Raw genomic sequence first — 20,083 nt, 5'->3', positions numbered from 1 at the left:
ATGGACCGAAAAGCGGATTTTCGATGAGCGCAGTGACAATTCTGACCGGGCGGGTTCTGTCCTTTGCCGCCACGCCCTTCGACGGCGCACCGGGTGAGGCGGCCCGGCTCGACGCGGCGGTGGCGCTTGAAGGCGGGCACATCGTGGCGCGCGGCGCGGTGGAGGAATTGCGCGCGGCCTACCCGCAAGCAGATCGCCATGACCACGGCGACAAGGTGATCTGCGCCGGGTTCATCGACCCGCATGTGCATTATCCGCAAACCGCGATGATCGCGAGTTGGGGCAAGCGGCTGATCGACTGGCTCAATACCTATACCTTTCCCGAGGAGATGAAATTCGCCGATCCTGCCTATGCCGACCGCATCGCCGCGCGCTATCTCGACCTGACGACGGCGGAGGGGACCACGACGATGTGTTCCTTCTGCACCATCCATACCGAAAGCGTCGATGCCCTGTTCACCGAGGCGCAAAGGCGCGGTCAACGGGTGGTGGCGGGCAAGACCTGCATGGACCGCAACGCACCCGAGGGGCTGCGCGATACCGCGCAATCGGGGTATGACGACAGCAAGGCGCTGTTGCAGCGCTGGCACGGGGTGGACCGCATCGCCTATGCGATCACGCCGCGGTTCTCGCCGACCTCGACGCCACAGCAGCTGGAGGCGCTGGGCGCGCTCTGGGCCGAGCACCCCGATTGCCTGATGCAGACCCACCTGAGCGAGCAGACCGACGAGATCGCCTGGGTCAGAGGACTGTTCCCGCAAGCGCGCGATTACCTCGACACCTATGAGCAGTTCGGCCTGCTGGGCACCAACGGCCTTTACGGTCACGCGATCCATCTCGAGCCGCGCGAGCGGGATCGGCTGCGCGAGGTGGGCGGGGCGCTGGTGCATTGCCCGACCTCCAACACCTTCATCGGATCGGGCCTCTTTGACATGGCCGGGCTGATGGCCGAGGGGCAGCGGATCGGCCTGGCCACGGATACGGGGGGCGGATCGTCCTTCTCGATGCTGCGGACCATGGCGGCGGCCTATGAGATCGGCCAGTTGCGCGGCACGCCGCTGCACCCGGCGCAGCTGATCTGGCTGGCGACCGTGGGTTCCGCGCAGGCGCTGCGGATGGACGACCGGATCGGCAATATCGCGCCGGGCATGGAGGCCGATCTGGTGGTGCTCGACCTTGCCTCGACCCCCGCCATCGCCCAGCGCGAGGCCGAGGCCGGGGACCTGTGGGAGGCGCTGTTCCCGACCATCATGATGGGGGATGATCGTGCCGTGGCCGAAGTCTGGATCGGCGGAAGGCGCGTGAAGGGGGATTGAACGGGCCCTGACGGGCCCGTGCCTCCGGCGGGAGTATTTTCAGCCAGAAAAAGAGCGCGGGGACGGTAGGCGAGATGCGGGGGCATCGATGCGGGGGGCGGTTCAGCCCATCAGGGCGCGGGCCAGCGTGTTTTGCCGTTCGATCACCCGCGGCAGGTCGAGGGTGGCGATCTGCCCGTCGCGCACCACCTGTCGGCCCTCGACAAAGAGGTGTTTGACCTTTGTGGGCCCCGCCAGCAGCAGTGCGGCGGGATCCCAGCTTCCGGCGCTGTCGATGCCGGTCACGTCCCAGAGCGCGATATCGGCGCGCTTGCCCACCTCGAGCCTTCCGCAGTCGGGGCGGCCCAGTACGTCGGCGCCGCCACGGGTGGCGATCTCCAGCGCCTCGCGGGCGCTCATCGCGTCGGCGCCATTGGCCACCCGCTGCAGCAGCATGGACTGGCGTGCCTCCAGGATCAGATTTCCCGCGTCGTTGCTGGCCGATCCATCCACGCCCAGCCCCACCGGCACACCGGCATCGCGCATCGCGCGTACCGGGGCGATGCCGGAGCCCAGCCGACAGTTGGAACAGGGGCAATGGGCGACGCCGGTGCGGCTGCGCGCGAAAAGGTCGATCTCCTGCCCGTCGAGCTTGACGCAATGGGCGTGCCAGACGTCAGCCCCGGTCCAGCCCAGATCCTCGGCATACTGTCCCGGGCGGCAGCCGAAATGGGCCAGGCTATAGGCGATATCCTCGTCGTTCTCGGCCAGGTGGGTGTGCAGCATCACGCCCTTGTCGCGCGCCAGCAGGGCAGCATCGCGCATCAGGTCCCGGCTGACCGAAAAGGGCGAACAGGGGGCGATGCCGACGCGCACCATCGCGCCCTCCTCCGGGTCGTGAAAAGCATCGATCACCCGGATCGCGTCGGCCAGGATTTCCGCCTCGCGCTCCACCAGCGTGTCGGGCGGCAGGCCGCCGTCGCTCTCGCCGATGCTCATGGCGCCCCGGGTGGGATGAAACCGCAGCCCGATCTCGCCCGCCGCGGCGATGGTATCGTCGAGCCGCGCGCCGTTCGGGTAGAGATAGAGGTGGTCGGAGGTGAGCGAACACCCGGAGAGCGCCAGTTCGGCCAGCCCGGTAAGAGCCGAGACATGCACCTCCTCCGGGCCGAAGCGCGCCCAGATCGGGTAGAGCGTTTTCAGCCAGCCGAACAGCAGCGCGTCCTGCCCGCCGGGCACCGCGCGGGTCAGGCTCTGGTAGAGGTGGTGATGGGTGTTGACGAGGCCCGGGGTGACGACACAGCCCCTGGCCGATATCACCGCGCCTGTCGTCGTAAGGTCGGGGCCGAGGGCCGCGATGGCGCCGTCACGGATCTGGATATCGGCGCCCGCCAATTCGCGGCGGTCACCATCCATGGTCAGGATGCAGTCGGCATTTCGGATCAGGATTTCGGTCATTGATGCACACTCCGGGTTTTGCCCGTTTCGGTTGCGAAGTGTGACAAGGCGCCGACAGAACGCGGGCAAAGGACTCGGCGCGGAGAGTAAGTTAACGGCGGCGGCACATGGGGGCAAGCCCGCTCAGACCCGGCGCAGGATCTCCAGCGCGGCGGCGTGCAGCGTGGGGTTGGCGGCGGCGAGCGCCCGACCGCCGTCATGCACCGGGCCGCCCTGCCAATCGGTCACGACGCCGCCGGCGGCCTCGATCACCGCGATCGGCGCCTGGATGTCATAGGCATTGAGCCCGGCCTCGATCACCAGGTCGATCTGGCCCGCCGCGAGCAAGGCATAGGCGTAGCAATCCATGCCGTAGCGGGTCAGGCGCACCTGTTCGGATACCGCCTGGAACCCGGCGCGGTCCTCTGGCGTGCCGACCTCGGGGAAGGTGGTGAACAGAATCGCGCGGTCCAGCGTTTCGGTGGATCGGGTGGACAGCGCCACACGCCCGCGCGGGCCGTCGAGCACCGCCACTCCGGGCGCGCCGATGAACCGCTCTTGCGTATAGGGTTGGTCGATGATGCCCAGAACCGGGCCATTCGCCTCGGACAGCGCGATCAGCACCCCCCAGGTCGGCGTGCCGCTGAGGAACCCACGGGTGCCGTCAATCGGGTCCAGCACCCAGGTGCGGCCGCTGCTGCCGGGCCGGGCGCCGAATTCCTCGCCCAGGATGGCGTCGGCGGGCCGGTGCCGGGACAGCAGATCGCGCATCGCGGCCTCGGCGGCGCGATCGGCCTCGGTCACCGGATCAAATCCGTCCGCCTCCTTGTTGTCGGTGACAAGGTCGGGATGCCGGAAATACGGCAGGATCGCCGCGCGCGCGACGTCTGCCAGCATGTTGGCGATATCGAGATCCGAGGGCGCGGCCAGTGTCATGGCCGCTCAGGTGCCACGCGGCGTCAGAGGATGCAAGCGCCGCGCGGCGCTCAGCAGGCCACGTCGCTCAGCACTCGGGCCAGGTCGAACAGGCGGCGGCGCTGGTTCTCCGGAATCGCGTAATAGGAGCGCACCAGGTCCAGCGCCTCTTTGTCGCCCAGAAGATCGGCAGGCACGCCGGGCCTGTCGCCATCCTCGCGCGCTGTTTCCTCCAGCCCTTCGAAGAAGAAGCTGACAGGAACCTCAAGCGCCGCGGCGATGTCCCACAGCCGCGATGCGCTGATCCGGTTGGCGCCGGTTTCATACTTCTGGATCTGCTGGAACTTGATGCCGACCTGTTCGGCCAGTTGCTGCTGGGTCATCCCGACCAGCCACCGGCGATGACGAACCCTCTTGCCGACATGAACGTCAACTCGATGTGGCATGGATTTCTCCCCTAGATTTAATACTGCGTTTTTCACTACCTAGTGCTCGGTAACGCATTCTCCACACGCGAGGAGTGTCCTGGATCACACAAGCGCAGCCGCTGTGAATTTATTCCTAAGGGTATGACGATTCACGCCTTGCAGGCAAGTCAGTTGATTTTCACCCCCGATGACTGCCCTTGCGGTTGTGAATGGTGCCGGTTTGCCATCGGTTTGACAGGATAGCGAACATGCCTGCTTATAGCGTGAAAAGACAGGGGAATATCATGCGTGCCTACCGTATCGAACGCCCGGGCGAACCGGCCGGAATGACAGATCTGCCGGTTCCGGAGCCCGGCCCGGGGCAGATCCGTCTCGCGATCCGGGCCTGCGGGCTGAATTTCGCCGATCTGCTGATGCAGAAAGGCACCTATCAGGATACGCCCCCGGCCCCCTTTACCCTGGGGATGGAGGTGGCGGGCGTCGTCGATGCCATCGGGGCCGGGGTGGATGCGCCGAAGATCGGCGACCGGGTGGCGGTCTACTCCGGGCAGGGCGGGCTGGCCGATTACGGGGTCTTCGAGGCGGCGCGGGCGGTGAAACTCCCTGATGAAATGAGCTTTGAGCATGGCGCCGCGTTCCAGATCGCCTATGGCACCAGCCATATGGCGCTGGATTACCGGGCGCGGTTGCAGCCGGGCGAAACCCTTGTCGTGACTGGCGCGGCCGGCGGCGTCGGGCTGACTGCGGTCGAGATCGGCAAGCTGATGGGCGCCAGGGTGATCGCCCAGGCGCGCGGCGCCGACAAGCTGGAGGTCGCGCGCGCTGCGGGTGCCGACCACCTGATCGACGCCAGCGAGGATCTGCGCGCGCGGGTATTGGAACTGGGCGGCGCCGACGTGGTCTATGACGCGGTCGGCGGCGATACCTTCAAGGCTGCCTTTCGCGCCTGCAACCCCGAGGCGCGGCTGCTGCCGATCGGCTTTGCCGGCGGCGAGGTGCCGCAGATCCCGGCCAATCACCTGCTGGTCAAGAACCTCACTGTCATCGGGTTCTACATCGGCGGCTACCTTAAATTCCGCCCCGAGGCGGTGACCGACAGCCTGACCACCCTGCTCGGCTGGTATCGGGAGGGTCGGCTGAGGCCGCATGTGAGCAACCTGCTGCCGCTGGAACGGGTCGGGGAAGGCATGGAACTGCTGCGCGAGCGCCGCGCCACCGGCAAGGTCGTGATCACCCTGTAACGCCGCCCGCCGCCGGTCAGCTCGCCGCGCGCAGCTGGGTGCCGCCCAGGCTGCTGAAGGTCTGCCGGATCAGCGCCGCCAATTCGACCACCAGCGGGTTGTTCGTGGTCCCGGCGCCATAGAGGTTGATCTGCTGCACCGGCAGGCGCGGCAGGGCGCCGCCGTGGTCGATCAGCTCCTGATGCGAGGGTTCGGTGCCTTCGAGCAGCACCGTCACCGCCAGATCGGCGCTGACCGTGGCCTCGATGGTGCGGTCCGATTCGCTGTCAACCGCCATTTCCCAGACGATCCCGGCATCATCCAGTGCCCCGGTCGCCAGCGAGCGGAAGATGCAGTTGCGGCAGAAGGCCACCCGCAGCGGCCGTTGCCGCCAGGAAGACCCGCTGCGCGCCCCGACCCAGCGCAGCGGCATGTGGTGGATGGTCTCGCCGCCCTCGCCCGCGTTGCTTTCGGTGGTCAGGATCAGGTCATAGACACCGCGCGAGAACCCCTCTCGCAGATGGCGGGTGGCGGAATCGGTCAGGTTCACCTTGACCCGAGGGAAGCTGGCATTGAATCGCTGCAGAACGCGGGGGATGGCCGGATGCACGATGTCGTGCGGCACCCCCAGATTGACCTCGCCCTCGAAGGCCTGGTCGGTCAGCCGGCCGATCACCTCGTCATTCAGCGCCACCATGCGCCGGGCATAGCCCAGAAGCTGCTCGCCCGCCGCGGTCAGGGCGATGCTGCGCCCGGAGCGATCCAGCAGTTGCAGCCCCAGCAACTCCTCCAGCCGCTTGAGCTGCATCGACACCGCCGATTGGGTCAGGTGCAGGAACCCCGCCGCCCGCGTCACGCCGCCGGTATCGGCAACCGCGACAAAGGAGCGGAGCGTGGTGATGTCGAGATTTCTCATGATCACAAACCTTGATGCATCGGATCAAAAACATTCGTTTTTAAAATGGATCACACTCCTCCATATAAATCAAGGAAATTGATTGAACCTGCGCTTCGCATCACAAACCCCGGAAAGGACAAGAGTCATGACCTTTACCACTGCCTCGCACCGCTGCACCACCCGCCGCCCCTCCCTCCTCGCTGCCCTCGGTCACCTTGTGGGGGTCTGGCGCCAGCGCCAGGCGCTGCGCAGCCTCGACGACCGGGCCCTCAGGGACATCGGCGTGAGCCGTGACGCCGCCCGCGCCGAGGCACGCCGCCCGATCTGGGACGCCCCGGAAACCTGGCGCCGCTGATTCGGCCCTCTCCTCATGGATGAATCCGGCAGACCGGCCGCACGCCATTGCAGGCGCGCGGCCGTTTTCACGCGCATCCGGGCGCAAATCGCTCCGGATTGCCTTGAAAAAGCAACGGTCTTCTCCAATATTTGAGCATGAATGCCGTTCGCGCCTGCGAACGGGAAACCGGCTTTGATGGAGACCATGAATGGCTGAATTCGACACGATCCGGACGGCTGCCGGCGCGCGCGCCGCCCAGATTGACGCGGGCCTGCGCGCCCATATGAACAAGGTCTACGGCACCATGTCCGTAGGCATGCTTCTTACTTTCGCTGTGGCCTGGGCGGTGGGCAGCAACCCGCAACTGCTGGGCGTGTTCCGCGACCCGATCACGCTGCAACCCAATATCCTGGGCTGGATTGTCATGTTCGCCCCGCTGGGGATGGTGTTTGCCTTCGGCGCGGCGCTGAACCGGCTTTCGGCAGCCGGCGCGCAACTGTTCTTCTACGTGTTCGCCGCGGTGATGGGCCTGAGCCTGAGCTGGATTTTCGTCGCCTTCACCGGCTTTTCCATCGCGCAGGTGTTCCTGGTGACCTCGATCGCCTTCGCCGGGCTGTCCCTGGTGGGCTACACCACCAAGAAAGACCTCTCGGGAATGGGCACCTTCCTGATCATGGGCGTGATCGGCCTGATCGTTGCCTCGGTCATCAACATCTTCCTGGGCTCGCCCGCGATCATGTTTGCGATCTCGATCCTGGGCGTGCTGATCTTCGCCGGCCTGACCGCCTATGACACCCAGAAGATCAAGACCACCTATCTCCAGCATGCCCACACCGGCGACAGCGAGTGGCTGGGCAAGGCCGCCATCATGGGTGCGCTGAGCCTCTACCTCGACTTCATCAACATGTTTATGTTCCTGCTGCAGTTGATGGGCAATCGCGAGTAACCGCGACGAACCTGTACGTTTCGGGGGCCGGTCTGTACGACCGGCCCTTTTCATTTCGCGGCGACCTGTTGCCGCGCCGCCAGCGCCAACCCATCGACCACCGCAGTGAACGCCTCGGACCTCAGGATCTCGGCCCCCGGGCAGAGCGCGCGGGCCTCCTCCCCGACAAGGCGCATCAGGCTGGAGCCGCCGACGAGGATGATGCGCCCGATGCTCTCCGGCGCGACCCCGGCCAGCACCAGCGTTTCGGCCGCCGCCCCGCGCAGCATGGCGCGCGTCTCGGCCAGCGCCGCATCCAGACTGTCCGGCGTCACCACCTCGGACAGGCCGGGGTCGATGAACCCCATGTCTATGCGTCCCCCGGCGGTGGCGCCGTTGGCGGCGATCTTGCCCCGCTCCACCGCGAAGGCAAGCTCGTGGCCCAGTTCCATTTCCAGCACCGTGGCGAATCGGCCCATCCTTGACGGCTCGACGGCAAGGCGCGCCATGTCGGCCACCATCCTCCGGGTCTCTGGCGTGTAGAGAAACGGGATCCTGGCCCAGGTCGCCAGATCGACATAAGGCGCGCGTGGCACCGGCAGCAGACCCGCGCCCATCTGCCGACGCAATTGCCCGCCAAGGCCAAGATGCGGCATCGCGTGGGTCATCGAGACCGCGTGATCGAAATCGGTACCGCCAAGGCGGATGCCGTGGCTGGCCAGGATCTCGGGCCGCGCCGCGCCGGTGCGGAACACCGAGAAATCCGAGGTGCCACCGCCGATGTCCACGATCAGCCCGGTCTGCCCGGCCGCACCCATGCCCTGACAGGCGATGGCGGCGGCCTCCGGCTCGGGCAGGAAATCGACCGCGTCGAACCCGGCGGCAAGGTAGCAGGCGCGCAGATCGGCCTCGGCCCGGGCGTCCTTGTCGGGATCGGCGGTGTGGAAATGCACCGGTCGCCCCGAAAGCGCCCGGTGAAAACGTAGCCCGGTCGAAGCCTCGGCGCGCTGGCGCAGTTCCGACAGGAAATCGGCGATGATCCCGGACAGCGTGCGGCGGCGGCCGCAGATCAGGCGTTTTTCGTGTAGCAACGACAGGCCCAACACGCTTTTCAGCGCCCGCATGTAGCGCCCCTCCTCCCCCGCGATCAGCGCCTCGGCCGCAGCGGTGCCAAGGCGCATGGCGCCCTTGTCCGCGGGAAAGAACACGGCCGTCGGCAGGGTCTCGGCCCCGCGCTCGATCGGAATGCGATGGAGTCCCTGCGCGGTGGCGATGGCCGCCGCGGAATTGGAGGTTCCGAAGTCGATCGCAAGGGTGTCTGTCGGCATGGTTCTGGCGTCCCGGAAAGGGGGTCGCTGCTAACCTGTTCGCGCGTCGGGTGCAAGCCGGCCAGGCACGCGACAGGCGATCAGGGGGCTGATCCTAGCGGCAGTCGACCGGCACCGCCACACCGGCCGATTTCGCCGGGCGCGTATTCACGTAGGCCGGGCCTACGGCGACGCATCCGGTCAGGCGCGGCACCGCTGCGGAAAAGGCCGGGCCGGCCCCCGCCGCGAGCTTGCCGCGCTGCCCTTCGGGCAGGCGCATCACCGCGAACAACAGGCCGTTCACCTCGACCATGCTGACCCGCAGCGGCGCGTTGCCAAGGGTGGCGGGGATCGAATCCGCGGCGCCCTGCCCGCCGTAGGCAGTGGCGGTGGCCGCCATTTCGGCGGGATCGCCGGTGGCGACCCGGAGCCGCTGCGGCGGGCGTGCCGCCAGCGCCTGGATCGGCCCGGAGGCGCGGCTGACGGTGCCACCGGCCGATGCGGCCCGCGCGCGCGGTTCGCCGTCGATGCCGGTGAAGCCGATGCCGCGCTGGTAGTTCGGTCCGTTGCAGGCGGACAGCACGGTACAGATCAGGCAGGCGGAGGCGAACAGGCGTGTCATGTCAGGGCCATCGGTTGGGGCTGGTCCCGCCACGCTAGCGCCAAGCGCCACCGAATGACAAGCGCCGGAGGGAAAACGCAAAAAGGCCGCGCAATCGCGCGGCCCCCGCATCCGGCCAAGGCCGGTCGGATTGCAAGACCTACTTGATCTTGCCTTCCTTGTACTCCACGTGCTTGCGCACAACGGGGTCGTATTTGCGGACCACCATCTTCTCGGTCATGGTGCGGGCGTTTTTCTTGGCCACGTAGAAGTGGCCGGTGCCTGCGGTCGAGTTCAGGCGGATCTTGATGGTTGTCGGCTTCGCCATTTCATCTCTCCTGCGCCGGGCACAGCCGCGCCCGTGAAATTCTCATGAAGCCTGCCTTTTAACGATGGCGGGGCCCGAGTCAACCGGGTTTTCGCGGCCCGGCGGCAAAGGCCCCGCCCCCCGTGGGCAGTCCGGGCCGGCGCTTCAGTACGAAATGCCCACCGCCCGACGCAGGTATCGCGCGTCGGAAAGCTGGCGGCGCAGGAACTCGGCCACCTCGGCGCGCGGGATCTTGAGCCGAAGCGCCCGGTCGCCGGGGCGCACGCCCTCCTTGAAGGGACCTTGCACGGGGGCGTCGGTAAAGGCGCTGGGGCGCACGATGGTCCAGTCGAGGCCGCTGGCGCGCACCAGCATTTCCTGCAACTCGTGATCGCGGAACACCGGCGCCAGCAGCGCACCGAACATGATCCGCTTCCAGAAGAAGTTCAGGTTGCTCCAGCTTTCATGGGCGCCCAGCGTGGACTGGCAGATCAGCCGCCGCACGCCCTGGGCCTGCATCGCCTGGATCACGTTGAGGGTGGCGTCGGACCGCACCGTGCCCTTGCGCGACATCCCCGCACCGATGGTGATCACCGCCGCGTCCTGCCCCTCGACCGCCGCGAGAACGGCGTCGCGGTCGGTGGCGTCCCCGGCGAACAGCGTGAGGTTTTCGTCGCGCAAGGCCAGCTTCTCGGGGTGGCGGGCAAAGGCGGTGACCTGGTGGCCATCCTCGATCATGCGGGTGACGGCGAGGCGCCCGATGGTTCCGGTGGCACCGAATATTGCGATCTTCATTGGGAAACTCCTTTCCGGGGGTGACGTGTCTGGCGGATGAAACTTTACACTGCGTCAAGTTGACATGACGTCAAATAGGAGTACCTTGACGCTATGTCAAGAAAAAACCAGAGCACCCGAACCCGAATCCTCGACGCCGCCTGGACCTTGCTGGAATCCGGCGGGGCGCGCGGGGTCCGCATGTCCGACATCGCCAAGGCCGCCGGGATCAGCCGGCAGGCGCTCTACCTGCATTTTCCCAGCCGGGCCGAGCTGCTGGTCGCCACCACCCGCCATGTGGACGCGGCCAAGGACGTCGATGCGCGGCTGGCCGAGAGCCGGGCCGCGACGGGTCCGGCGCGGCTCGATGCCTTTGTCGCCGCATGGGGCGGCTACATCCCCGAGATCCACGGGGTGATGCGGGCGTTGGTGGCGATGATGGACACCGACGATGAGGCGCGCGCGGCCTATGACGACCGAATGGCGGCGGTGCGCCACGGCTGCGCCGCGGCGGTGGCGGCGCTGGTGGCCGGGGGGCAGCTGGCCGAGCATCTGTCCGAGGCGGAGGCGACCGATCTGCTCTGGGCGCTGCTTTCGGTCGAGACCTGGGCGCGGCTGACGCGCGACTGCGGCTGGTCGCAGGCCCGCTATGTCGAGGCCATGCAACAGACCGCGCGGGCAGCCCTGCTGCGGCAGGAGGATTAGCGCGGAGGGCCTGTAAGCCGGATTTTGTTCAGGGGTTGCCCCCGTCGATGACCATTCATCTGGGACGCGGCTCGCGCCGCGCCTCGTGCTGCCAACCCGACCCCTTTCGGCTGAAGCGGGCCTAGCGGCGGTTTCCCCTTGCGGGGACCGGCCCGCGCGGGGGTCCTATTTGGCATTGCTCCCGGTGGGGCTTGCCGTGCCGCCCCTGTTGCCAGGGGCGCGGTGGGCTCTTACCCCACCGTTTCATCCTTACCCCGGAGATCTCCGGGGCGGTTTCTTTTCTGTGGCGCTTTCCGTCGGGTTGCCCCGCCCGGGCGTTACCCGGCACCGTTGCTTCAGGGAGTCCGGACTTTCCTCGACGGCACAGGGCCGCCGCGGCCATCCGGCCCTCCGCGCTGTTGCGGGAAATAGGGAGGCCGGCGCGGGGCGTCAATGGGCAAACCCCGGATCGGCGCCGGGGCGTCAGGCGCTGCGCCCGCCGGTCTGCGCCGCGACGAACCCCGCCAGCGCGTCCATGTCCGCCTGCGAGAGCGGCCCCCGGCCCCAGGGTCTGAGCCGGTTTCGCACCGCGGTCAGAACATCCTGCTCCGCCGCCTCGGCCGGGTAGCCCGCCTGCTGCGCCAGCGCGCGGAAGTGGCCCGCCCCCACCGCGCCGCCCGGACACGGTACATGCGCCAGCGCCAGCCCCTGCCGGGCCAGCCGCGCCCAGTCAAACCGCGGGCCGGGATCGCCCTTGCGCCCCGGTGCCATGTCGGAATGGCCGATGACGCCCTCGGGTCCGATGTTCCAGCGGACCAGGATGCCGGGAAGCAGCACCTCCAGCGCCGCCATCTGCGGCTCGGAAAACGGGTGGTCGCCGCGATTGTCCAGCTCGATCCCGATGGAGCGCGAATTGATGTCGTCGCAGCCACGCCACGACCCTGCCCCGGCATGCCAGGCGCGGTCCGCCTCGCGCACCATCTGCCAGACCGTGCCATCGGCCCCGATCAGGTAATGCGCCGAGACCTCGGCCGCCGGACCGCAGAGCCGCTCCAGCGCGGCGCGGGCCCCTTCCATCGCGGTGTAATGCAGAACGACCAAGGTGGGACGCAGCCCGCCCCGCCGCGCGCCGAAACTGGGGGACGGGTGCCAGAGCGGCGTCACACGATCAGTTCTTGACCGCCTGGCGGAACGGCGCCGGATCCCAGTTGCAGGCATAGCCGTCGCCGTCCGGGTCGAGGCCGAGCCGGTCGCGTTGCGGCCCGCCCTTGGACAGGAACGCCATCTGCGCCAGGTCGGAGGAGCCGTATTTGGCGCAGTTGCGCTGCATTTTCGCCCTCGGGTTGGCAGTCAGCCCGCCGCGGGCGTAAAGCTGTGCGCCGCGCGGATTGTTGGTTTGCAGCGCGTATTGCACGATGTTGGGCTGCTGATCGCCGGGCCGGCGCGGCACGGCCGTGGGTTCGATCTGCTGGTAGAGGCCGCGGTTGCGGGCGATGCGCTGCGCGTCGCTTTTGATCGACTCGCGGGTGGAGACCGCCTGAAAATCGTTCTCGTCCGAGATTCCGGGGTTGCTGATGGCCGAGGGTGCCGGATTCGACGGGCTGGCCTGCAACGGCATCTGCCCGGAATTGGCGCGCGCGGCCTGCAGCGCGGCGGCGGTTTCGGCGGCGATATCCGCCGCGCTGTCGTTCGATGACGCCGCAGGCGCGACCGATGCGGTTTGCACCGGCACGGATTGAGGAACCATCGGCTGAGAGGGTTGCGTGCCCTGCTGCGGCACCTGAGCTGAAACCGTCCCGACCGCGGAGAGCGGTTCGGACGACACCGCCTGGGGTGGTGCCACCCCCGACACGGTCGGCGCCAGCCCGCTGAGCTGCGCCTCGCGGGCGCGCTGGGCCTCCACCGAATTGTCAAACCCGACCCCGGCGCCGCTGTCCGGGATCGCCGGAGCACAAGCACTCAGTCCGCCCAATATCAGGGCCGCATGGAGAAAACGCATGGCTGCTGTCCTGCCGTTCTTGTTTTTGTTGGCCGGTGTTTTACCACCATTTCTCCGGTTTGGCCACAAATCCGGCCGCCTGCTCCAGCGCATAGGCCGTATTCAGCAGATCGCCCTCTTCCCAGGGACGCCCGATCAGCTGCAATCCCAGCGGCAGCCCCTGACGATCCAGCCCCGTCGGAACCGCGATGCCCGGCAGGCCGGCAAGGTTCACGGTCACGGTGAAGACGTCGTTGAGATACATCTGCACCGGGTCGGCCTGGCCCATCTCGCCCAGCCTGAAGGCGGCCGAGGGGGTGGCCGGTGTCAGGATCGCGTCGATGCCCTTGGCAAAGACATCCTCGAAGTCCTTCTTGATCAGGGTCCGGACCTTGCGGGCGCGGTTGTAATAGGCATCGTAGAAGCCCGCCGACAGCACGTAGGTGCCCACCATCACCCGGCGCTGCACCTCGGCGCCGAAGCCCTCGGCACGGGTTTTCTCGTACATCTCGGTGATGCCGTCGCCCGCCTCCAGCGTGGCGCGGTGGCCATAGCGCACCCCGTCATAGCGGGCCAGGTTCGACGAGGCCTCGGCCGGGGCGATCACGTAATAGGCGGGCAGCGCGTACTTGGTGTGCGGCAGGCTGATGTCGACGATCTCGGCGCCGGCCGATTTCAGCATCTCGGCGCCCTCGTGCCAGAGCGTTTCGATCTCGTCGGGCATGCCGTCCATGCGGTATTCCTTGGGGATACCGATCCTCTTGCCCTTGATATCGCCGGTCAGCAGCGCCTCGAAATCCGGCACCGCCAGGTCGACAGAGGTGGAATCCTTGGCATCGTGCCCGGCCATCGCGCCCAGCATGATCGCGGCGTCGCGCACCGATTTGGTCATCGGCCCGGCCTGGTCGAGCGATGAGGCAAAGGCCACCACGCCCCAGCGCGAGCAACGCCCGTAGGTGGGTTTGAGCCCGACCGTACCGGTAAAGGCCGCCGGTTGCCGGATCGAGCCGCCGGTATCGGTGCCGGTCGCGGCCAGGCACAGGTCGGCGGCCACGGCGGCGGCGGAACCGCCCGAGGAGCCGCCCGGGGTAAGGGCCGCGTCATCGCCGCCGCGCCGCCAGGGGCTGACCGCGTTGCCGTAGACGCTGGTTTCGTTGGACGAGCCCATGGCGAATTCGTCCATGTTGAGCTTGCCCAGCATCACCGCGCCGGCGTCCTGCAGATTCTGGCTGACCGTGGATTCGTACTCTGGCAGGAACCCTTCCAGGATGCGGCTGCCGGCCTGGCTGGGCACGCCCCTGGTGCAGAACAGGTCCTTGATCCCGATCGGCAGGCCGCACATCGCCGGGGCATCGCCCGCCTTGATCCGCGCGTCGGCCGCGCGGGCGCGCTCCAGCGCGATTTCCGGGGTCTTGTGGACGAAGGCGTTGAGCGCATCGGCGCCCTCGATTTCCGACAGGCAGGCCTCGGTCAGTTCAACCGAGGTGACATCGCCCTTGCGCAGCGCGTCGCGCGCGCCCGCCAGGCCCAGTTTGTTCAGATCGCTCATGTCTTACTCCACCACCTTGGGCACCGCGAAGAACCCCTCGCGCGCGTCGGGGGCATTTGACAGGATCTTGTCCTGCTGGTTGCCGTCGGTCACCACGTCGGCGCGGCGCTTCAGCCGCATCGGCGTGACCCCGGTCATCGGCTCGACTCCCTCGACATCGACCTCGCCCAGTTGCTCGATGAAACCGAGGATGGTGTTGAACTCTGCCGCCAGGGCGGGCAGCGCCTCCTCCTCGACCCGGATACGGGCAAGCTTGGCCACGCGGGCGGCGGTGCTTTCGTCAATCGACATGGAAGACCTCTCGTTATATCCCTGCGGCGTTTACCCCTCCGGCGCGCGGCCTTCAAGACTGCGGTTGGTCACGTGGCGCGGGATTGCCCCGAAAGGGCCCGCACCCCTCTCCCACGGGCACACGCAGACCGGGACTAACGATCTGTCAATACACTTGCGCCATGGTGACCGGCGAAAGGTCATTCTGCGGAGCATGCGCCCTGTCTGGTATCTCCCTCAACGCGATCGCGGCGTCCCTCAGGGAAATCGCATGGCCGGCCATCGACCCCGATGACCGATTGTTGAGCGCACGGCGGCGGATCGTAAGTTCGTTTTCCCTGATCGCCCTGACGGGCAGCTTGATCGAGGGGCTATTGAGCTTCGGGGACTTCCACGCCCTGTCGCCTGCCCGAGCGTATTGGACACTGTCGAACGGGCTCGGCTATTTGCTTCCGCCCATCCTGTTGTGGCGCTCCGGTCATTTGCGCCTCGCTGCCTCGCTGTTGATCAGCTACTTCATCCTGACTGTGACCTACCAAGCCGTGTTTCCGGTCGGCGACGGCTGGTCGATGTCGCTCTATTTCTTCGTGGCACCCCCGATGGCCATATTGCTGCTTGAACCACGCGCCGGCGCGGTCGTCAGCGTGATCACGGTCGCCACAGTGATCACGCTGACCCATTCAACCCTACCCTGGTCGATCGGCGCGATCCTGTTCAACATCACTGCCGCGATGTCCATCGGCATGCTCATTTTCATCTCCGAGGCCGAAAAGACGACAGAGCACCTGGACAACCTGCGCCGGGAGGCACAGTCGGCGAACCAGGCAAAGTCGTTTTTCCTGGCCAACGTCAGCCATGAGATCCGCACCCCCCTGAACGGCGTGATCGGGGCGGTACAACTGCTGGCGGACCAGGCGGTGACGCAGGAGCAAAAGGACCTGCTGCAGACCGCCGACGCCTCTGGCCGGACCCTGCTGCGCATTGTCAACGACATCCTCGATTTCTCACGGATCATCGAACACGGGGTGACGCTGGAACAGACCATCTTCCGGCGCGAGGACCTTGTGACCAACGTCCTGTCCGCGCTGGCCGCCCCGGCCGAGCAGAAGGGAATCGACCTGCGCTGCCATTTCGACGAGGACGTACCGCGTTACCTTGTCGGAGACCCGGCGCGGCTGTCGCAGATCGTGATGAACTATGTCGGCAACGCGGTGAAATTCTCTGACCACGGCACAGTGGAGGTGCGGGTGTCGCGCCAGACGGAACCCGGCGGCAAGAGCGACAAGGACACGGCGCGCGAGATGGTCCGCGTCGAGGTGCGGGACGAGGGCATCGGGCTGACCGAGGAGGCCGCAGCGCGGGTCTTCGAGAAATTCGAGCAGGCGGAAAACTCGACCGCGCGGATCTACGGCGGCACCGGGCTTGGCCTCTCGATCGCCCGCAATCTCGCCGAGCTGCACGGCGGTGAAACCGGAGTGCGCAGCGCGCCGGGCAAGGGCAGCACCTTCTGGTTCACCTTCCCGCTGGTCGTGGGCAGCCGCCCCGCCGAACGGATCAGGGTCGCGTCCCGACCGGGGCGCGCGCGCGTCGGTCATGCCCGGGTCATGGTGGTCGAGGACAACAAGACCAACCAGTTCATCGCCCGCAAGTTCCTGGCCAAGCTGGGGGTCGAGCCCGAGGTCGCCGCCGACGGCGTCGAGGCGGTGGAGGCCGCCACGCGGGAAAAGTTCGACCTGATCTTCATGGACATCCAGATGCCGCGCAAATCGGGTCTCGAGGCCACCCGAGAGATCCGCGCAGGCGGTTTGAACAGGGACACGCCGATCGTGGCGCTCTCGGCCAACGTGATGGCCGATCAGAAGGCCAGCTATCTGGCGGCCGGGATGAACGGCTGCATCGAAAAGCCCTGCAAGCTGAACGACATCGCAGACAGCCTCGACCGCTTCGTCGCCCCCGGGGACCCGCCCGATGCCTGGGATCAGGCGGCAGACCCGCCAGCGGCGGCAGGCAGCGCCGAGGCGGAGCGCGGCAGCGACAACACCAGCAGCAGCGCCAGCACCGACATACCCGTCAGCGTGAGAAAGGCGGGCACGTAGCTGCCGCTGCGGTCGAAGACCATGCCGGTCAGGATCGGCCCGACCGAGCCGCCCAGAGTGCCGGAGAACAGCACGGTTCCGAAGATCGCCCCATGGGCGCGCATGCCGAAGTATTCCGCCACCGTGGGCGAGACCACGACGAAGAGCGCGCCGTGGGAAAATCCGTAGACCGCCACGGTCATGAACAACGCCCAAGGCACGGTCAGGCCGGTCAACCCGCCCAGCCCCGCGATCAGCACCACAAAACACAGGGCAAAGGCCCGACGCCCGCCGATCACGTCGGCCAGCCGCCCGACCGCCAGCCGCCCCGCCACGCTGGCGCCGCCCACCACCGACAGCAGCGCCGCCGCCCCCGCCGGGCTCATGCCGAGGTCCATGCCGTGGATCGGCAGGTGCAGCGGCACCGTCATCAGCGCGGAAAAGAAACAGAACTGCACCGCGCAAAGCGTCCAGAGCACCCGGCTGCGCCGCGCCTGGGCAAAGCTGGCCCCCTCTGCCGGCCCACCCGCCTGCCCCGAGAACCCGGTCCGCACCGGCGGGCTTTTCATGATCAGCGCGGCAAACACCAGCAACACGACCGCGCCACCGCCCATCACCATCACCGCCGGCCGCCATCCCATCCCCGAGATCATCAGCGCCGCCACCGGCGGCACCGTCACCTGGCCGACCGCCGTGCCCACCTTGACCACCGCCGTCATGATGCCGCGCCGCCCCTCGAACCAGCGCGCCACGGTCGACAGCGTGACCACGTCATGGGTGCTTAGCCCCAGCCCGATGAAACTGCCGCAAATGACGAAAAGCTGCCAGGGCTGACTCACCTGCGACAGCAATGCAAAACCCACTCCGTAGAGCACGCCGGTCACCGCCAGCACCCGGGTCGGGCCGAACCGGTCGTTCAGCCGCCCGCCAATCATGCCCAGCACCCCCATCGCCAGGAAGGACAGCGCCGAGGCCGCCGACATCAGCGTGCGCGACCAGCCATACTCGGCCTCGAACACCTTGAAGAACAGGCCAAAGGAAAACAGCAGCCCGATGACGGTGAACTGCGTCAGGCAGGCGCCCGCCACAACCAGATAGCGCGATTGCATTGGGTCTCCTCCCTCTGATCGCTTCAACTGTTAACGGAACTCCGCCGGGCGGTCCATGCGGTGTCGCCGGTAGACCTCGATCATCCAGCCCAGCATCGCCGCGTTCAGCAGGTGCCACATCGGATGCGTGCCCAGCGGCCAGGCGGCGCAAAGCCCCGCGTCGAGCGAGCGGAAGACAAGCGACACCACCAAAAGCCCCGCGCCCAGCGCCAGCCCCCGCGCCGTGCCCGGAGCGCGCCGGTGCAAGAAAGCCGCGTGACCCGCGATCAGCAGCGGCACCGGCCAGTAGCCCGCCGATTCGGAAAATCCCGGCAGCCGGGAAAACACTGGCACCAGAACCGCCGCATAGGGAAAGAACAGCGCCGTCAGCACCAGCGACCAGAGACGTTTCATGCCCCAGACCTCAGCATGAACCGCGTAGATGTAGAGCAGGATAAAGACCAGTATTGGCGCCACGTCCGCCACTCCGGCCCAGGCCCGCGCATGGGTATGCCACAGATAGCTGCCCACCCCGATCGCGGCGAGGATCACCACCATCGCGCGGGCCAGCGGCGCCGTCTGCCCGCGCAGCCGCCACGCCATCACCGCAGCCGCCGCGAGGAAGGCCAGATTGCTGAGCGCATTCGCCGGTTCGACCCAATAGCCGGGCCCGACCCGCTCGCAATAGGCGTCGATTTGCTGCATCCAGTCCATGGATTTTCAGATAACGGATGTTAGGGTCGGACCAAACCGAAAGGAGGCTTCTCATGAAAATCATCTGGCTCGGCCATGGCTCGTTCCGCATCGAGACCGGCAATCACGTTCTGCTGCTCGACCCCTGGCTCACCGGCAACCCGGTGCTGCCCGAGGACAGCCACGACGCCGCCGTCGCGGGCGCCACGCATATCCTGATGACTCACGCGCATTTCGATCACTCCGCCGATGCAGTGGCGCTGTCGAAGAAACTCGGTGTAGCGGTCCACGGACAATATGACGTGATGACCTTCTGGGGCGAGAGCGAGGGGATCGAAACCGTCGGCTTCAACAAGGGCGGCACCATCGACCTGGGCGGTGGAGTCAAGGTGTCGATGGTCAACGCGGTGCATTCCTCGACCTTCTCCTCGCCCAAGGGGCCGCGCAGCGGCGGCACCGAGGCCGGCTTCATGATCCATGCCGAGGGCAAGACCCTTTATTGCAGCGGCGATACCGACATCATGGCGGACATGGAGTGGATGGGCGATTACTACAAACCCGACATCGGCATCCTGTCGGCGGGCGGCTATTTCACCATGGACATGGACAAGGTTGCCTATGCCGCCAAACGCTATTTCAACTTCAAGACGGTGATCCCGGGGCATTACCGCACCTTCCCGATCCTGGAGCAATCGGCCGAGAAACTCACCGCCGCGCTTCCCGGCGTCGATGTTATCGAGCCGCAGGTGATGCAGGCGATCGAGGTTTGAGGCGGAGACAGCGCCGCGACGGTCAACCCTTGCCGCGCTTTTCCGCGAAGAACCGCTTCAACAGGTCTTCCGCCTCAACCGCGCCGATGCCGTCGTAGACCTCCGGCACGTGATGCGCCTGGGAATGCGAGAACACCCGCGCGCCATGCGCCACGCCGCCCGATTTGGGATCGGAAGCACCGTAGTACACCCGCGCGATGCGGGCGGCGGCGATGGCGGCGGCGCACATGGCGCAAGGCTCCAGCGTGACATAAAGGTCATGGCCCACCAGCCGCTCCGACCCGGCGGCGGCACAGGCAGCGCGGATCGCGAGGATCTCGGCATGGGCGGTGGGATCGTTCAACTCGCGGGTGCGGTTGCCCGCCGCCGCGACCACCGTACCGAAGGGATCGACGATCACCGCGCCCACCGGCACCTCGCCGCGCGCCGCTGCTGCCCGCGCCTGATCCAGCGCCTTGTCCATGTGGGATCGGAACACCATGCCCCTTCCCTGCCCCGCAATCGATGCTTTCGCAAGCCTGCCCGATCGGCT

The 20,083-nt window shown here is 67.1% G+C and carries 22 protein-coding genes and 1 other RNA gene; 7 read left to right on the top strand and 16 right to left on the bottom strand.

Annotated features, from left to right (window positions below; all coding sequences use genetic code 11):
• Positions 1-23: 23 nt before the first annotated feature.
• Entirely contained in the window at positions 24-1,316 is a 1,293-nt protein-coding gene (guaD, locus tag P1U75_RS12775; RefSeq protein WP_300243964.1) for a guanine deaminase, read from the top strand.
• A 102-nt stretch (positions 1,317-1,418) separates the two neighbouring features.
• On the opposite strand, the gene P1U75_RS12770 is transcribed toward guaD, so the two are convergent.
• From P1U75_RS12770 to P1U75_RS12760, 3 genes are all read right to left on the bottom strand, one after another.
• A complete protein-coding gene (locus P1U75_RS12770) occupies positions 1,419-2,753 on the bottom strand; it encodes an 8-oxoguanine deaminase (protein ID WP_300243962.1) in 1,335 nt (444 codons plus the stop codon).
• Positions 2,754-2,876: 123 nt separating this feature from the next.
• Complete coding sequence (gene hisN / locus P1U75_RS12765) at positions 2,877-3,668, bottom strand: histidinol-phosphatase (RefSeq protein WP_300243960.1); 792 nt, start codon at positions 3,666-3,668, stop codon at positions 2,877-2,879.
• A gap of 50 nt (positions 3,669-3,718) precedes the next feature.
• The gene (locus tag P1U75_RS12760; protein ID WP_300243957.1) at positions 3,719-4,093 is read right to left on the bottom strand and encodes a helix-turn-helix transcriptional regulator; all 375 of its coding nucleotides are present in this window, start codon (positions 4,091-4,093) and stop codon (positions 3,719-3,721) included.
• A gap of 266 nt (positions 4,094-4,359) precedes the next feature.
• On the opposite strand from P1U75_RS12760, the gene P1U75_RS12755 reads away from it, so the two are divergent.
• Entirely contained in the window at positions 4,360-5,316 is a 957-nt protein-coding gene (locus tag P1U75_RS12755) for an NADPH:quinone oxidoreductase family protein (RefSeq protein WP_300243954.1), read from the top strand.
• 16 nt (positions 5,317-5,332) lie between these two features.
• On the opposite strand, the gene P1U75_RS12750 is transcribed toward P1U75_RS12755, so the two are convergent.
• Positions 5,333-6,211, bottom strand: a complete 879-nt coding sequence (locus P1U75_RS12750; RefSeq protein WP_300243952.1) for a LysR family transcriptional regulator — start codon at positions 6,209-6,211, stop codon at positions 5,333-5,335.
• 127 nt (positions 6,212-6,338) lie between these two features.
• On the opposite strand from P1U75_RS12750, the gene P1U75_RS12745 reads away from it, so the two are divergent.
• Positions 6,339-6,548, top strand: a complete 210-nt coding sequence (locus tag P1U75_RS12745; protein ID WP_300243950.1) for a DUF1127 domain-containing protein — start codon at positions 6,339-6,341, stop codon at positions 6,546-6,548.
• A 190-nt stretch (positions 6,549-6,738) separates the two neighbouring features.
• A complete protein-coding gene (locus P1U75_RS12740; RefSeq protein ID WP_300243948.1) occupies positions 6,739-7,476 on the top strand; it encodes a Bax inhibitor-1/YccA family protein in 738 nt (245 codons plus the stop codon).
• Positions 7,477-7,526: 50 nt separating this feature from the next.
• Here the strand turns inward: P1U75_RS12740 and P1U75_RS12735 are convergent, their stop codons facing one another.
• The 4 genes from P1U75_RS12735 to P1U75_RS12720 form a co-directional block, all read right to left on the bottom strand.
• The gene (locus P1U75_RS12735; RefSeq protein ID WP_300243946.1) at positions 7,527-8,783 is read right to left on the bottom strand and encodes an Hsp70 family protein; all 1,257 of its coding nucleotides are present in this window, start codon (positions 8,781-8,783) and stop codon (positions 7,527-7,529) included.
• Between the two features lie 94 nt (positions 8,784-8,877).
• On the bottom strand, positions 8,878-9,384 hold the full coding sequence (locus tag P1U75_RS12730; RefSeq protein WP_300243944.1) for a hypothetical protein: 507 nt from the start codon (positions 9,382-9,384) through the stop codon (positions 8,878-8,880).
• Positions 9,385-9,523: 139 nt separating this feature from the next.
• Positions 9,524-9,691: a 50S ribosomal protein L33 gene (rpmG, locus tag P1U75_RS12725; RefSeq protein ID WP_132831491.1), complete on the bottom strand. Its 168-nt coding sequence runs from the start codon at positions 9,689-9,691 to the stop codon at positions 9,524-9,526.
• 144 nt (positions 9,692-9,835) lie between these two features.
• Positions 9,836-10,465 carry an NAD(P)-dependent oxidoreductase gene (locus P1U75_RS12720; protein WP_300243937.1) on the bottom strand — a complete coding sequence of 210 codons (630 nt, stop codon included), beginning with the start codon at positions 10,463-10,465 and terminating at the stop codon, positions 9,836-9,838.
• Positions 10,466-10,558: 93 nt separating this feature from the next.
• On the opposite strand from P1U75_RS12720, the gene P1U75_RS12715 reads away from it, so the two are divergent.
• Positions 10,559-11,149: a TetR/AcrR family transcriptional regulator gene (locus P1U75_RS12715; RefSeq protein WP_300243935.1), complete on the top strand. Its 591-nt coding sequence runs from the start codon at positions 10,559-10,561 to the stop codon at positions 11,147-11,149.
• Here the strand turns inward: P1U75_RS12715 and rnpB are convergent.
• From rnpB to gatC, 5 genes are all read right to left on the bottom strand, one after another.
• An RNA gene (rnpB, locus tag P1U75_RS12710) (RNase P RNA component class A) lies at positions 11,147-11,543 on the bottom strand. The two genes, P1U75_RS12715 and rnpB, sit on opposite strands and share 3 nt — an antisense overlap.
• 68 nt (positions 11,544-11,611) lie before the next feature.
• Entirely contained in the window at positions 11,612-12,292 is a 681-nt protein-coding gene (locus P1U75_RS12705; RefSeq protein WP_300243932.1) for an N-acetylmuramoyl-L-alanine amidase, read from the bottom strand.
• A 4-nt stretch (positions 12,293-12,296) separates the two neighbouring features.
• On the bottom strand, positions 12,297-13,127 hold the full coding sequence (locus P1U75_RS12700; protein WP_300243930.1) for a hypothetical protein: 831 nt from the start codon (positions 13,125-13,127) through the stop codon (positions 12,297-12,299).
• Between the two features lie 40 nt (positions 13,128-13,167).
• Positions 13,168-14,655: an Asp-tRNA(Asn)/Glu-tRNA(Gln) amidotransferase subunit GatA gene (gene gatA, locus P1U75_RS12695; RefSeq protein ID WP_300243928.1), complete on the bottom strand. Its 1,488-nt coding sequence runs from the start codon at positions 14,653-14,655 to the stop codon at positions 13,168-13,170.
• 3 nt (positions 14,656-14,658) lie between these two features.
• The gene (gene gatC, locus P1U75_RS12690) at positions 14,659-14,946 is read right to left on the bottom strand and encodes an Asp-tRNA(Asn)/Glu-tRNA(Gln) amidotransferase subunit GatC (protein WP_300243925.1); all 288 of its coding nucleotides are present in this window, start codon (positions 14,944-14,946) and stop codon (positions 14,659-14,661) included.
• A gap of 281 nt (positions 14,947-15,227) precedes the next feature.
• Here gatC and P1U75_RS12685 point away from each other — a divergent pair, with 281 nt between their 5' ends.
• Entirely contained in the window at positions 15,228-17,021 is a 1,794-nt protein-coding gene (locus tag P1U75_RS12685) for an ATP-binding protein (protein ID WP_300243923.1), read from the top strand.
• On the opposite strand, the gene P1U75_RS12680 is transcribed toward P1U75_RS12685, so the two are convergent.
• Both P1U75_RS12680 and P1U75_RS12675 read right to left on the bottom strand, forming a co-directional pair.
• Positions 16,904-18,109 carry an MFS transporter gene (locus P1U75_RS12680; protein ID WP_300243921.1) on the bottom strand — a complete coding sequence of 402 codons (1,206 nt, stop codon included), beginning with the start codon at positions 18,107-18,109 and terminating at the stop codon, positions 16,904-16,906. The two genes, P1U75_RS12685 and P1U75_RS12680, sit on opposite strands and share 118 nt — an antisense overlap.
• Positions 18,110-18,139: 30 nt before the next feature.
• On the bottom strand, positions 18,140-18,802 hold the full coding sequence (locus P1U75_RS12675) for a hypothetical protein (RefSeq protein WP_300243919.1): 663 nt from the start codon (positions 18,800-18,802) through the stop codon (positions 18,140-18,142).
• A gap of 53 nt (positions 18,803-18,855) precedes the next feature.
• Between P1U75_RS12675 and P1U75_RS12670 the strand changes: the two genes are divergently transcribed.
• Complete coding sequence (locus P1U75_RS12670; RefSeq protein WP_300243917.1) at positions 18,856-19,551, top strand: metal-dependent hydrolase; 696 nt, start codon at positions 18,856-18,858, stop codon at positions 19,549-19,551.
• A 22-nt stretch (positions 19,552-19,573) separates the two neighbouring features.
• On the opposite strand, the gene P1U75_RS12665 is transcribed toward P1U75_RS12670, so the two are convergent.
• The gene (locus P1U75_RS12665) at positions 19,574-20,032 is read right to left on the bottom strand and encodes a nucleoside deaminase (RefSeq protein WP_300243915.1); all 459 of its coding nucleotides are present in this window, start codon (positions 20,030-20,032) and stop codon (positions 19,574-19,576) included.
• Positions 20,033-20,083: the final 51 nt, after the last annotated feature.

It is taken from the genome of Antarcticimicrobium sp. (assembly GCF_029212575.1).
Taxonomy (GTDB): Bacteria; Pseudomonadota; Alphaproteobacteria; order Rhodobacterales; family Rhodobacteraceae; genus Antarcticimicrobium.
Note: the sequence above shows the minus strand (reverse complement) of the source record. Positions and strands in the feature narration are given on the sequence as shown.